The 14,719-nt window shown below is 35.8% G+C and carries 11 protein-coding genes; all 11 read left to right on the forward strand.

The window, feature by feature from the left end:
• Nucleotides 1–169 precede the first annotated feature (169 nt).
• The 11 genes from HMPREF0631_RS01050 to HMPREF0631_RS01100 all read left to right on the forward strand — a co-directional run bounded on the left by HMPREF0631_RS01050 (nt 170) and on the right by HMPREF0631_RS01100 (nt 14,697).
• On the forward strand, nt 170–1,408 hold the full coding sequence (locus HMPREF0631_RS01050) for a 30S ribosomal protein S1 (protein WP_002842788.1): 1,239 nt from the start codon (nt 170–172) through the stop codon (nt 1,406–1,408).
• Between the two features lie 154 nt (nt 1,409–1,562).
• Nucleotides 1,563–3,065: a DUF3329 domain-containing protein gene (locus HMPREF0631_RS01055; RefSeq protein ID WP_002842771.1), complete on the forward strand. Its 1,503-nt coding sequence runs from the start codon at nt 1,563–1,565 to the stop codon at nt 3,063–3,065.
• Between the two features lie 12 nt (nt 3,066–3,077).
• The gene (gene ybaK / locus HMPREF0631_RS01060; protein WP_002842777.1) at nt 3,078–3,563 is read left to right on the forward strand and encodes a Cys-tRNA(Pro) deacylase; all 486 of its coding nucleotides are present in this window, start codon (nt 3,078–3,080) and stop codon (nt 3,561–3,563) included.
• An 11-nt stretch (nt 3,564–3,574) separates the two neighbouring features.
• Nucleotides 3,575–4,414, forward strand: a complete 840-nt coding sequence (locus HMPREF0631_RS01065; RefSeq protein ID WP_002842782.1) for a fumarate hydratase — start codon at nt 3,575–3,577, stop codon at nt 4,412–4,414.
• A gap of 9 nt (nt 4,415–4,423) precedes the next feature.
• Complete coding sequence (locus tag HMPREF0631_RS01070) at nt 4,424–4,963, forward strand: Fe-S-containing hydro-lyase (protein ID WP_002842820.1); 540 nt, start codon at nt 4,424–4,426, stop codon at nt 4,961–4,963.
• A gap of 9 nt (nt 4,964–4,972) precedes the next feature.
• Nucleotides 4,973–6,148, forward strand: coding sequence for an NAD(P)-dependent malic enzyme (locus HMPREF0631_RS01075; RefSeq protein WP_002842813.1), 1,176 nt, complete (start codon nt 4,973–4,975; stop codon nt 6,146–6,148).
• Between the two features lie 9 nt (nt 6,149–6,157).
• Nucleotides 6,158–7,006 (forward strand): CvfB family protein, encoded by an 849-nt coding sequence (locus HMPREF0631_RS01080; protein ID WP_002842805.1) that lies wholly within the window; start codon nt 6,158–6,160, stop codon nt 7,004–7,006.
• A 390-nt stretch (nt 7,007–7,396) separates the two neighbouring features.
• A complete protein-coding gene (gene secA / locus HMPREF0631_RS01085) occupies nt 7,397–9,754 on the forward strand; it encodes a preprotein translocase subunit SecA (RefSeq protein ID WP_002842775.1) in 2,358 nt (785 codons plus the stop codon).
• Nucleotides 9,755–9,775: 21 nt separating this feature from the next.
• A complete protein-coding gene (locus tag HMPREF0631_RS01090) occupies nt 9,776–11,167 on the forward strand; it encodes a hypothetical protein (protein WP_002842789.1) in 1,392 nt (463 codons plus the stop codon).
• Nucleotides 11,168–11,179: 12 nt separating this feature from the next.
• Entirely contained in the window at nt 11,180–12,667 is a 1,488-nt protein-coding gene (locus tag HMPREF0631_RS01095; protein ID WP_002842785.1) for a stalk domain-containing protein, read from the forward strand.
• A 182-nt stretch (nt 12,668–12,849) separates the two neighbouring features.
• Nucleotides 12,850–14,697 (forward strand): N-acetylmuramoyl-L-alanine amidase, encoded by a 1,848-nt coding sequence (locus HMPREF0631_RS01100; protein ID WP_002842769.1) that lies wholly within the window; start codon nt 12,850–12,852, stop codon nt 14,695–14,697.
• The last annotated feature ends 22 nt before the right edge of the window (nt 14,698–14,719 follow it).

Below are 14,719 nucleotides of genomic sequence, written 5' to 3' on the forward strand. Positions count from 1 at the left end.
AGTAGGTCTACTTATGAGATGAAAACCAAAAAGTATAGGTCATATTTTTGAAACTATAGTAAAAAATCTGAAAATAAGTACAAAAAGTGAAATATTTTTTTACATATACATGAAGACTTGTGTTATAATATTAGATATGGATACTACGCGACGAAAGGATGTTATTATAATGGAAAATTTAACAATGCAAGAGCTTCTTGATATGCAAGAACAAGAGCTAAGTAAGATTAATGTAGGTGAGGAAATCACTGGAAAGGTAGCTAGAATAACAAATGATGAACTAACTCTCAAACTAGAGGTTGGTTTTGATGGAGTTATACCTGCAGGTGAAGTGAACCTAGCCAAGGGACAGACTTTAGCCGATGTTTACAAGCTAGACGAAGAAGTGACAGGTGTGATCACAAACGTTAGCTACAAGGATGCTACAATAAAGATCTCTATATTAAAGTTAGAGCAGCAGAAGGACCTAAAGGAACTACAGGTAGCAATGGACGAACACAAGACTATAACTGTACACACAGTTAAGGCTTTAGATAGAGGATTATACGCAAGTTACAAGTCTCACAATATGTTTATGCCAATATCTCAGATAGATACTAAGTTTGTAAAGGATACAAATGAATACGTTGGTATGGACCTAGAATGTTACATCAAGGAAATAAATGCAAGAAAGAACAGAATAATTATTTCTCATAGAGAAGTTGCTCAGGAAATACTTGATGCTGAAAGACAGGAAAAGAGAGAAAAATTCAAGGCAGAAAGAGAAGCTGAAAGAGCTAGAATTAAGGCAGAAAGAGAAGCTGCTAAGATTGCTAGAGAAGAACTATTCAATTCACTTGAAGTTGGAGAAAAGAGAACTGGTAAGGTTACAAATATAATGTCATATGGTGCATTTATAGACTTAGGTGGCGTTGAAGGTCTTGCTCATATAAACAACCTTTCTTGGACAAGAGTTGCAGATGTAGAATCTGTAGTTAGTGTTGGAGATGAAGTAGATGTATATATCCAGGATATAAACCCAGAAAACAAGAGAATCGCACTTTCTCTTAAGAACCCTGATGAAGATCCATGGAAGAAGATTGCTGAAGAAGTTTCAGTAGGATCTCATGTAACAGCTAAGGTTCTTAGAATAATAGACAAGGGTGCTTTTGTTGAAGTTAAGCCTGGTGTAGAAGCTTACTTACCAATAGGTGAATTAAGTGAAGACAGAGTTAACAAGGTTGAAGATGTTGTAAATATAGGTGATGAAGTTAAGGCAGCTATAATAAAATTCAACCCAGATACAAAGAGAATGATGCTTTCTATAAAGGAACTTACTAGAGAACCAGAAGAAGACTTCAGCCAGTATATGTCAGTTGGTGATGATTCTATGGGCACTATAGGTGAACTTATAAAGGAAAAGAACTAATCATCAGAAATTAAATCTAATCTATGTATTTTGAACTATAGTCAATTATACATAGTTTGAACATACGTAAAGAGGGAGTCTGATGGCTCCCTCTTTTAATAAAAAATTGTTATTTATCGGGTCTTTTAAAGACCTAAGCTAATAGGAGATTGTAATGGAAATACAAGACAAGTTAAGTGAGGGTGAATATATAGACGGTCAGTTTATAGACAAGGATTATATTGACCGTAAGATGAAAGATTATAATAAAAATAGAAGATATAAATTATATGACGAATGGTCATACAACTTTGGAATTATTGTTGTATTCTTGCTGATATTTTTCCTTATACTGCTCCTGAATTCTTATACAACCTTTGTTGCTGATGACTTCAACAACCTATTTACAAAAAGTGGTGAGAGGATAAGCTCGATTAAGGATATATTCTTAATCCAAAAAAACAGGTACTACTCAATAAATGGTAGGGCTATTGCACATGGAATGGGGCAGTTTATGTTGATGTTTGACAAGTCCTTTATAAACTTTTTTAATAGTATATTTTTCTGTACTTTTGTTTATAGTATTTATAGGTTTGTCGTTATGCCAGATGATTATGGCTTGACAGGGGATAGCAAATATCTTGAAAGTGTGATAAACAGCAATAAATATGGAAGGCACATATTTAAAACAGGTGTTTTGATACTTGTGTTTTTACTTGTGTGGAACTATACGCCGGTATTTGGTCAGACATACTTATGGGTCATTGGTGCAGCCAACTATATGTGGACAAGTCTTATGATTTTAGCTGTTCTACATATATCCAGAAGAGTGGCTATAATAAATGATACAGGCCATTTATATATGTGGATTCCCCTTATAGTCATACTTTGCTTTTTGACAGGGTGGACCAATGAAAACACTGTGGTTGGATTGCTATTTGTCCTTGCCTATCAATTGATTAAGATGATGATAGACAATACAAAGGGTATAAGTATTATGGTTATGATGACAGTTTCTACTTTGATGGGATTTATTATTATGATAACTGCACCTGGAAATTTTGCGAGGATGAAATTATTTAATGAGCCGGAGAATTTTAGTGTTAAGTTGATATTGAGATTTACCAAGATGAGCCAAGCTTATTCAAAATATATAATGGTATTATTTATAATTTGCCTTATTTTCGTAATTGTTTCGAGGATTATGGATATGAGAAAGAATTTGGAAACAGAGGTATATTTTGTAGCTGGCCTATTGTCATTTTGGTCAATGCTTGCGGCACCGACATTCCCACCTAGGGCTATGGTTGGTACAGTATTCTTTTTTATAGCTGCTATAGTTATGTCCATAGCTACTATTGATAGGAGAGATAACAAACTGTCGGCTTTAATTGTGATGGGTATGATACTTTTTACTGGATATGGATTTGTAAAGACGGTTCCTGATGCTATACTAGCAAGTAGTGAGTATCTTTCAAAGTATAACGCTAGAGAACTTGTTATTCTTGATAACAAGTCTAGTGGTAATGTTCAAAATGTAGAGGTTCCAGCCCTTCCAGCAGAAAATAAATATATGGCTGGTTTTGGATTGGGGGATTGTGAGCAGGATCCTAAAAACTGGATTAATGTAACAATTGCTAGGTATTATGGAATAGGATCAGTAGTTTTAAGGAAATAATAGGAGTGAGTTATGGCTAAGAAAACAGTTAAAACTAATGCTATGAGGATATTAGATCTTGAAAAAATAAACCACAAAGAACTCTCATACCCTGTAGACAAGGGCCATGTAGATGGGGTTACAGCAGCGAAGGGGCTTGGCAAAGATCCAGCAACTGTATACAAGACCCTAGTCACAATAGGTCATAGTAAGCAACACTATGTCTTTGTTATACCTGTGGCTGAAAACTTAGATATGAAAAAGGCAGCGAGAACTTGTGGTGAAAAGAGCATAGAAATGATAAATGTAAAAGATATAAATAAGGTGACTGGATATATTAGGGGAGGTTGTTCTCCTATTGGTATGAAAAAGTCATACCCAACATATATAGACGAATCTGCAAAAGACATAGACACTATAACTGTCAGTGCAGGTAAAATTGGATTTCAGGTTGAACTTGAACCGAGCGACCTTCTTAGGGTTACTGGTTCAGAGTACGCTGACCTGTTGATGAAATAAGGAGTAGAGATATGAGAATAGTATCTTCAAAGAATATAGAAGATGCAGTCAGGGATATGTGCATAGATGTCTGTATAAATTTAGATGAAAATTTGATAAATACTATGCAAGAATATCGTGATAGGGAGTCTTCAGATGTTGCTAAAAACATATTAGGAATCTTGATAGACAACGCCAAAATAGCCAAGGAAACTCAGACTCCACTTTGTCAGGATACAGGTATGGCGGTATTTTTTGTTAAAATAGGCAACGAGGTCCTAGTAGAAGGAGATCTCATAGAAGATGCTATCAATAAAGGTGTTAGAAGGGGCTATACTGAGGGTTACCTGAGAAAGTCCGTAGTCAGTCCTATATCTAGGATAAATACAAAAGACAATACGCCAGCCATAGTCCACTATGAGTTTGTAAGGGGAGACAGGATAGAAATAGAGTACGCAGCCAAGGGGTTCGGTAGTGAAAATATGAGCCAGATGAAGATGTTAAAGCCATCTGACGGTATAGAGGGCATAAAGAAATTTATAATAGATGTTGTCAGAGAAGCTGGTCCAAATCCATGTCCACCTATGGTAGTAGGTGTAGGCATAGGTGGAACAGTCGACAAGTGTGCTACTATAGCTAAGAAGGCCTTGTTCAGAGAAGTCGGTGTCCACAACCCTGATCCTGAAATAGAGGCACTAGAGATTGAACTCCTAGAAAAGATAAACAAGTTGGGCATAGGTCCACAGGGTTTGGGAGGTATTACAACAGCCCTATTCCTGAATATAGAAACATTCCCAACTCATATTGCAGGTCTACCTGTTGTGGTAAATATAAACTGCCATTCATCTAGACACAAAAAAGTAATGATATAGGAGGCAGCTGTGATAAGACTAGAAACACCTTTAAAAGAGGAAGATATAAGAAAATTAAAAGCAGGAGACACTGTAAGTCTTTCGGGTATTGTATATACGGCAAGAGATGCAGCTCATAAAAGAATCTGTCAGGCCATTGACCAAGACCAGCCAACCCCATTTGATATAGAGGGACAGGCTATCTACTATGTTGGTCCATCACCAACCAAGCCAGGGGAGATAATAGGATCTGCAGGACCTACAACTAGCTATAGGATGGATGACCTTACCTTGCCACTTTTGGAAAAGGGTCTAAGGATTATGATAGGTAAGGGTAAAAGAAACCAAGTTGTCATAGACGGCATGAAGAAGTATGGTGCTGTATACCTAGTTGCCATAGGTGGAGCGGGTGCCTACCTATCAAATAGAATCAAGTCATCAGAGGTGATTGCCTATGATGATTTAGGGGCAGAAGCTGTTAGAAAAATTCGTGTTGAAGATATGATGCTTACCGTATGTATAGATTCAAAAGGAAACAACCTGTATGATAATATAAAAGCGATTGACTAGGGAGGATATATGAATTATTCAGAAGAAGCTCTAAGAGTTCATGAGGAGAAAAAGGGTAAAATAGAAGTAATAAGCAAGGTGAAGGTTGAAAATAAGGATGACCTATCAGTGGCCTATACTCCAGGAGTAGCCCAGCCTTGCATAAAGATAAGTGAAAATAAGGAAGATGTATATAAGTATACATCAAAGTCCAATATGGTAGCTGTTGTTAGTGACGGTTCTGCTGTATTAGGTCTTGGTAACATAGGTCCAGAGGCTGCTATACCAGTTATGGAAGGCAAGGCTATACTATTTAAGGAATTTGCTGGGGTTGATGCATTTCCTATATGTTTGGCTTGTCAGGATGTTGATGAAATTGTAAAGTCAGTCAAGATGATAGAGCCGGTATTTGGTGGAATAAACCTAGAGGATATAGCAGCGCCTAGGTGTTTTGAAGTAGAAGAGAGACTAAAAAAAGAGCTTGATATACCTGTATTCCATGATGACCAGCACGGTACTGCTATAATAGTCACAGCTGGAGTTATAAATGCAGCAAAACTTATGAAAGACAAGGATATAGAAGACCTTGAAGTTGTTATCAATGGGGCTGGTTCTGCCGGTATAGCAATAGCTAAGATGCTTCTAAACTTAAATGTTAAAAACATAGTTTTATGTGACAGGTATGGTATCCTAGAAGAATCATCACCTGACATAAATTGGGCTCAAAAGGAGATGTTGAAATATACAAATAAGAACAAGGAAAGAGGTAGCCTAAAGGACGCTGTTGTTGGCAAGGACGTATTTATAGGTGTTTCTAGACCCAAGATGCTTACTAGTGACATGATAAAGACCATGAATGACCAGCCAGTTGTATTTGCCATGGCAAATCCGGTTCCAGAGATACTTCCTGAAGAGGCCAAGGAGTCAGGAGTATTTATAATGGGTACAGGCAGGAGTGACTATCCTAACCAGGTCAATAACGTACTAGCATTCCCAGGAATATTTAAGGGAGCTCTTAGGTGTAGGGCTAGGCAGATAAACGAAGAGATGAAGGTAGCAGCAGCCATGGCTTTAGCCAACTTCATTGACGAAGATAAGTTATCTGTAGACTACATTTTACCATTGGCATTTGAAAAAGGAATAGCTGAGGCTGTAGCCAAGGCAGTAGAAGAAGCGGCTAGAAAAACTGGTCTTGCAAGAATTTAGAGGTGCAAATTGATTAATTTTGGAAATTACAACAACTTAAAGGTGATGAGAGAAAAAGAATATGGTTTCTTTTTAGATGGTCAGACTGGAAATACTAGTGATGACATACTATTGCCTAGCAAAAATATAGTACAAAAAGAAAAGATAAAAATAGGCGATGAAGTCAATGTATTTGTATACAGAGATTCGCAAAAACGTCTAGTAGCAACACAGAAGACACCAAAGGCTTGTGCAGGTGACATAGCAGTACTTAAGGTGTGCGACAACACAGAGATAGGTTCATTTGTAGATATAGGACTTGAAAGAGATGTACTAGTTCCATTTAGGGAAAGAACATACAAGATATTTGTCGATGAATCATATCCATTCTATGTTTACGTTGACAAGACTGGTAGACTTGCTGCAAGTCTTGATATTGAAGACCGTCTGTCTGTTGATTCTAGCCTACAACTTGGCGACAAGTGTAATGGATATGTCATAGGTTTTCAATCAAATAAAACTGCAGTAGTGTGTATAGATCCTGACAAGTTAGGGATAATTCTAAAGGATGAGTATTACTCAAGTCTCAAAGAAGGTGACTACCTAAAGGACCTTAGGGTTATTAGAGAGTATGAGGATGGACGTTTGGGGCTTTCTACAAGGGGCGATAGAGTAGAAGAGATGTCTAGTCTTGAAAGATCAATCCTGAGTTACCTTGAAGGGAATGACGGCTATATGTCCTTTAATGACAAGTCTGATCCAGAAGATTTGAGGATAGTATTTTCTACAAGTAAGAAAAATTTCAAGAGAACACTAGGAACTATGATGAAAAAAGGTTTGATAAGACAGGATAGTGAAGGAACTTATTTAATAAAATAAGTCATATGAGCTATTAGAGCCGATTGGAGGAGTTAGTGTTATAAAAGTATTATTTAATTTTTGACAAAATATAATACAGATAATTCTGAAAATTTAAAAGGGCAAAAAAAGAAAGGGTGAATAATCAACCCCTCTTTTTTTGTGAGAAATACTTAAAAAGGAACATAATTTTTTAAGTACCTTTATTATACAATATTAATGAGCAAATGTCTAATAAAATTTATACTTTTTGGATATAAAAGGACAATATTTTCATAGTGACTAGTATTTGTGGATTTTATACTTGATAAATTATTAAAAAGACGCTTATAATCATCATGCATCTTAATTTTAATTATGTTTTGTGGTATAATAAAGTGGTTATTAACAAATGAAAGTAAGGGGGTTACTATGTCAGTAATTGATTCGTTCTTGAATAGACAAGATGAAATTGAAATAAAGAAATTAAATAAAATAGTAGATCAAATAGAAGCACTAGAATCGGAAATACAGACTCTTAGTGATTTAGACTTATCAAATAAGACTAAAGAGTTTAGAGATAGATTAGATAAGGGTGAGACCTTGGATGACTTGTTAGTAGAGGCTTTTGCTGTTGCAAGAGAGGCTACTAAAAGAGTACTTGGTATGAGACAGTATAGGGTACAGCTAATAGGTGGTATAGTACTTCATCAGGGCAAGATAGCAGAGATGAAGACAGGTGAAGGTAAAACCCTAGTTGCGGTTGCACCTTGCTACTTAAATGCCCTTAGTTCAAAGGGTGTCCATGTAATAACAGTAAATGACTACCTTGCAGACCGTGATGCAGATACTGTAAGACCTGTATTTGAGTTTTTGGGAATGACAGTAGGAACAATAATAGCAGGTCAGACTCCTAATATTAGGCAGGAAAAGTACAGATGTGACGTGTCTTACGGAACAAATTCAGAGTTTGGATTTGACTACCTAAGAGACAATATGGTTAAGGATCTTAGACAGAAGGTACAAAGAGAGCTTAACTACTGTATTATAGATGAGGTTGACTCAATTTTAATAGATGAGGCAAGGACTCCACTTATTATTTCAGGTGAGGGAGAGGCAATCAACGAACTATACTATAGGGCAGATGACTTTGTGAGGACCCTAGTAGAAGAAGATTATGACCTAGATGAAAAAGAGCACACAGTATCATTTACTGAGTCAGGTTTTAAGAAGGCTGAAAAATTCTTTGGTATAAGAACAATCACAAATGTAAATAATATGTTCATCTACCACCATATCAATCAGGCCCTAGCTGCCCACAAGCTTATGCATATAGATGATGACTATGTTGTCAAGGACGATGAAGTATTTATAGTAGATGAGTTTACAGGTAGAATAATGGATGGTAGAAGGTTCTCTGATGGGCTACACCAGGCCCTAGAAGCTAAGGAAAAGGTGACTATTCAGTCTGATAACAAGACTATGGCAACAGTTACCTACCAGAATTTCTTTAGGATGTATGATAAGATGTCTGGAATGACTGGTACAGCCAAGACAGAAGAAGATGAATTTGAGCAGACATACCATATGAATGTTGTGCAGATCCCTACAAATAGGCCTGTAATAAGAGGGGACTTAAACGATAGGGTATACACAACTGAAAAAGAAAAATTTACAGCAGTTGTAGAAGAAATAGCTAAGATACATGAAAAGGGTCAGCCAATACTAGTGGGTACAGCTACAGTTGAAAAGTCTGAAATCCTATCTAGGATGTTAAAAGAAAGAGGGCTTGACCACGAGATTTTAAATGCCAAGGAAAATAAGAAAGAGGCAGAAATAGTCGCTAAGGCTGGGACACTTAACTCTATCACTATAGCTACAAACATGGCAGGTAGGGGTACAGATATCAAGCTTGGTAACGGCGACAAGGAAATGGAAGAAAAGGTCAGACAACTTGGAGGCCTATATGTATTAGGAACAGAAAGACATGAGTCTAGGCGTATAGATAACCAGTTAAGAGGTAGATCAGGACGTCAAGGTGACCCTGGTACATCTAGATTTTTTGTAAGCTTAGAAGACGAGATAATAAAATTATATGGTGGAGCTGCAATCAAGAAGCTAGGTAAGAAGTTGAAGCCAGACCCACATGGAGCAATATCAAGCAAGGCCTTGACTCGTGCTATAGAAAATGCCCAAAAGGGTATAGAGGGTAAGAACTTTGAGCAGAGAAAAGACGTCTTGAAGTATGATAATGTTATAGACAAGCAGAGAAAAGTAGTATATGGTGAAAGAGACAACGTACTAAAGGGAGTAGATCTTAAGGAGACAATTCTACAGATGGCTAGGATAGTCATAGATGAGAATGTTGCAAAATATATAGATACAAAACCAAGAAACTACTTTAAGTTCTATAGGACTATGTACAATCAATTTATGCCAGAAGGAACCCTATTGATACCAGATGCAAATGCCCTTACAAGCAAGGAATTTGCTGATACTGTTTATTCTATAGCTGAGAGAGTTCTTGATATGAAGGCTATGTTGATAGGTGAGCAGGAGGTTGCAAGACAAAGAGAAGAAGTCTTGCTTGAAGTAGTGGATAACTATTGGGTAGACCATATAGACCTTATGGACCAGATGAGACAGTCTGTTGGATTGGTTTCAGTAGCCCAAAAGGACCCTGTAAAGGAATATACTATGGAAGCCTACCATATGTTTAATGAATTGAACAGAAAGATAAGGCTTGAAACATTGAAGTTTGTGTTTTCTTTTGATAACGAGGAAGACTAGGATTAAGATAGGGTGGTGCATATGAGTATTAAAATAAAAAAAACAAATATGGCCAATAATGACGAAGAATCATGGATTAGAAAGATAGTTTATAATTATTATGAAAAACTCAAGTCATATTATGAATATAAGGCGGATTTAGATATAAAATATGAGTATATGAGGGTTCAGTCAATAGATTATATGAGGGGACTTCTAGTAATATTATCTATGTTTATGATTAATCAAGGCTTAGAAAATCAGATTAGCTATGCTTTTCAAAATTCTAAGTGGAATGGCATGACTTTAAACGATATATTGGTTCCAATGTTTTTGTTGGTAATCGGTAGCTCGATACCATTTTATGTGAAGAAACATTATGAGGAAAATGAAGACATTAGGCATATTGTAAAGATGTCCTTTATCAAGTCTATAATAGTTTTTTTGATAGGCTTGATTTTCTCTTGTATATACTATCCTGCAAATGACTATGTAAGACTTACTGGTCCCATACAAATGATGGTCTTTGTATATATTATGAGTTTGTTACTTTATATAGGTTTCCTAAAAATGAGGATAAAAAATAATGCATTGACCTATATATTTATTTCTATGGGAATTATAGTGTCCATAATATTCACTGCAATTGGACTTGCTCACTCTTTAAAAACAGGAGAGAGTAGTATATTTGTGGTGATGGATAAGGCTCTATTATCAACTTTTAAAAGTGTTTCAATGGCAGACCCAGAAGGAATACTTGTCTGTATATCAGGTGTATCTTTAGGCTTGATAGGTTTGGGACTGGCTTGCATATTGAATAAAAAGCCCGTAGAAAACAAGAGGTACATAAGATATAAGAGGACCAGTTGGGTCAAAGAATCAGGATATAGTAGAAAAAATGTCCTACATGATATAAAGTCATGGATAAATCCTAGGTCTATAAAGGCCATTCTTAGTAATTACTATAGGATAAATTTAGAGGCAAGAAAACTTGTAGATATGTTATTTATAGCCATCTTATTTTATATAGTGTCAAAAGTTATGGGCATATGGTTACCTTTGAATAGAAATATTCTTAGCCTAACATTTGTACTCAGGGTATCGTCATATTTTTATTTTATGATGTTTGTTCTATATATAATATGTGACATACTAGCTATAAACTTTGGTACTCTTCTTGTAAAGAGGTTGGGACTTAATTCTCTGGCTGTAATAGTTATAACTACTGTAATATATAAGCTGGTTAACCTTATTACGATAAAATCTATATACACTAGTACTTGGCTGCACTTTAACAACTGGTTTACAGTAGATTTTATCCTTCCTATATTCGGTAGTGATTATGCATCAGGTGTATATGCAGCTATAATTACCGTGATTTGGATATTATTGGGTAACCTATTGCATAGGTTTGATATTAAGCTAGGTTTATAATTTGGAGGAGATATGTTAGAAAATATAGATAGAAAAAGGGCGAAAATCTGGATAAAGATGTCTATTATTATTTTAGCTACCCTTGTTCTAATTTTGAGTTTGTTTCGACTATTCCTCTATAATAGTAACCAGAGGAAGTTGATATCAGAATTTAAGAACACTAAAATAAGAGAAAAGTTAATAATAAATAACAAAAAGGCAAAGATGGATAAGCCCTATAAGATTAGGGATGGTATTGTATACGTACCTGTCCTAGAGTTATGTAAAAACTTTAATTCTAAGACTAGTTACAAGCTTGAGTCCAAGGGTGGCATTGAGTTTAGCTATAACAACGATGTATACAAACTTGCCAGAGGGTCTAATGAGGTAAGATTTAAAGAGAACAAGGATATCCTAAAAATGGACGGTATTGTCCAATACATGGAAGATACAATATATGTTCCACTAGATTTTATATACAAGGTATTGGATGTAAATGTTGTTCAGGCTAGTGATGGAACTGTATATATGGACAATTATCCTAAAAAGTTTAACTATGAGTGGGTTAAGGAGAATAGGTATATTGCACACGCAATGGGCGGCATAGGTGGAAATACCTACACCAACTCTAAAGAAGCTATGGAGAATTCTTATAAGAGAGGCATAAGGGTGATGGAGGCAGACTTTTCTCTTTCTTCTGACGATAAGCTTATCCTGTGTCATTCATTTGATACTAGCTCTTTATCATCACTGGGCTTACCACTTTCTTGGAATAAGGAAAAACCTAGTGAAAGGGAGTTTTTGAGCAAAAAGATATTGGGAACTTACCATACTATGAATTTTGAGGATGTAGCTAAGTATATGAAAGCCCATAAAGATATGTACTTGGTAGTTGACCTAAAGACTAATGATATAAAGTCTGTGGAAAAATCATATAGGGAACTTGTTAGAGTTGCAAAGAAAGTAGACCCAGATATAATGAAGAGAGTCATACCTCAGATCTACTATGAAGAAATGTATAGACCTTTGATGAATATATATAATTTTAAGTCTATGATATTTACTACATATAGGTTGGAGGAATTGAAGGCTCAGAAAATAGTTGACTTCTCTTATGAACATGGTATAAAAATTGTCGCTGTAAATAAATTTAAATTCTCTAATGTATTAACTAACAAGTTACTTGATAGGGGTATAAGTCTTTATATGTTTACATACAATGACGAAAAAATTGTAAATACACTTAGAAATAACTATGTTAGTGGCTTCTATACAGATTTTTTACCAAAGGACGGAATCAAGAGGGATGATGAAGGTAGAGTCATAATAGAGAAGAAAAATACAGAACAAGAGGGGCAAAACCCTAACCAGGACAGTCAATCACCAGATACAAATGGCCAGACTAATGATCCTAATGCAGCTAATTCTAGCCAAGTAGGACAAGGAACAGGAAAAACAAGTGAAGAAATAGAAACAAATAATAGAACATCAAATGATGAAAATTTAGGAAGTGTAAATTAATTCACTTTAAAGTTAAAATAAAAATAATAGTGGAGAATGGTTAAACCAATCTCCACTATTATTTTGGGAAAATCTTAAGAAAAATTAATAGAAAAATTAGATCTAAAAGGTTACAGAATGTAACTATATGTGTTATAATATGCCTTAGGGTAATAAGGTATGATTATAAGTAGGAGGACATGATGAGAAAAAAGATTAAGAGAAAAGTCTTAGCAACGATTTCTGCACTTGCTCTAGCATTTAGTATGATTCCAACATCACTGGCTGATGAAGTGGATACAGATGCATCTAGGTCAGAGTTTGTTAATCAATTAGATTCAGTAAATATGGAAGAAAAAACTTCTGATACACAGGGTGTAGAAATAAAGTTAGAGATGGTAAATGTTGACAGTGAAGGAAGGCTAGAGAAGATAGGTTCGACAGGTTTGGAAACGGAATCTAAGCTTGATTCAGATAACCAAAAGCAGTCTGGAAGTATGACTAGCCTATCAGGTAGCAACAGGTATCAAACTGCTGTGAAAATCAGTCAGAATGGTTGGCCTAGGGGTGCTCAAAATGTGGTTTTAGTTAATAGCTCAAGTACAATATCAGGTACTATGGCGACACCGCTTGCAACAACTTACAATGCACCAATATTACTTTCAAGTAATCAGACGCTTAACCCGAATACCTTGACTGAGATAAAAAGGCTTAGACCTAGAAAAATATATATAATAGGTGATACTAGAGCCTTGTCATCAAATATAGAAAGATCTATTAAGAGTATGGGTATATCTACAGTAAGGTTATCAGGCGCTACTGTTGGTCAGACATCAGCAAAAATTGCCAATGAAATATCAAGACACCATGATGTTGATACATCATATGTTGTAAGTATTCAAAACGGATCTGCAGATGCACTTTCTATAGCTGCACAGGCTGGTAGGACTAAAAATCCGGTATTGGTGTCAAATGCTAGTGTCTTAAATTCTGATGCTATGAATTTTATAAGAAATAACACACCAAATGTATACTATATCGGTGGTACTGGATCAATAAATACTTCATTACTATCTAGAATATCTTCTAGTGTAGCTAATGGTTCTGAAGCCAATAGAATCTCAGGTGTAGATAGACATGATACTAATGCTAAAATAATAAGCAAGTTTTTTGGTAAGGGACCATTTTCTAATATGCTAATAGCCAAATCTGATGATATCGGAATGATAGATACAGTTGCAGCTGGTCCATTGGCAGCTATGAAGAATGCTCCAATATTGATAACAAAGAAAGATAGAATACAGAGGACAACTAATACATATATATCAGGAATAAGGGCATCTAACCTTATTCAGGTAGGTGGAGGTTTCTCATATAGTGTTACTAGCGGCCTACAAAGAGCCTTATTTGGAATAAGCTCTAATCCAAGCCCGGCACCAAGACCTTCTCAGCCATCACCAGGACCTCAGGTAACTCCAAGTAGAGGTATAAAGGGCAAGACTATAATAATTGACCCAGGCCATGGAGGAAGAGATACAGGTGCTGTAGGATTAAATGGATACAAGGAAAAAGACTGGACACTTGTTACAGCCCATGCTTGTGCCGATTATCTTAGAAGGGCTGGAGCAAAAGTAATTATGACAAGGACTGATGACACATATCCAACTCTTCCTGAGAGAGCTGACTTGAGTAATAATGAGGGCGCAGTATTATTCTGTAGCATACACTACAACAAGGGCGGAAATTTAGTCAATGCTGATACAGGCGAACTAAGTGGTAATGGAGTTGAAGTCTATAAGGGTAAAGGTCAATTCGCAAATAGTGTAGCCAATAAGATATTGAATAATATACTAAATAACTTCAATCTTAGAAACAGAGGTGTGAAAGACGGTACTCACCTTTATGTTATATCAAACACAAATGCTCCTGCTATTCTTGTAGAGGGTGGATTTATGTCAAGTTCAAGGGATGTAAACCAGTTGAAATATAAGGATGCACAGAAGAAGATGGGTATACAGATTGCCAAAGGTATAGTGGCAGCTTTTAATTAAAAATATTAATATTATATAAAAC

The sequence above is a fragment of the Peptostreptococcus anaerobius 653-L genome (genome assembly GCF_000178095.1).
GTDB classification, from domain to species: Bacteria; Bacillota; Clostridia; order Peptostreptococcales; family Peptostreptococcaceae; genus Peptostreptococcus; species Peptostreptococcus anaerobius.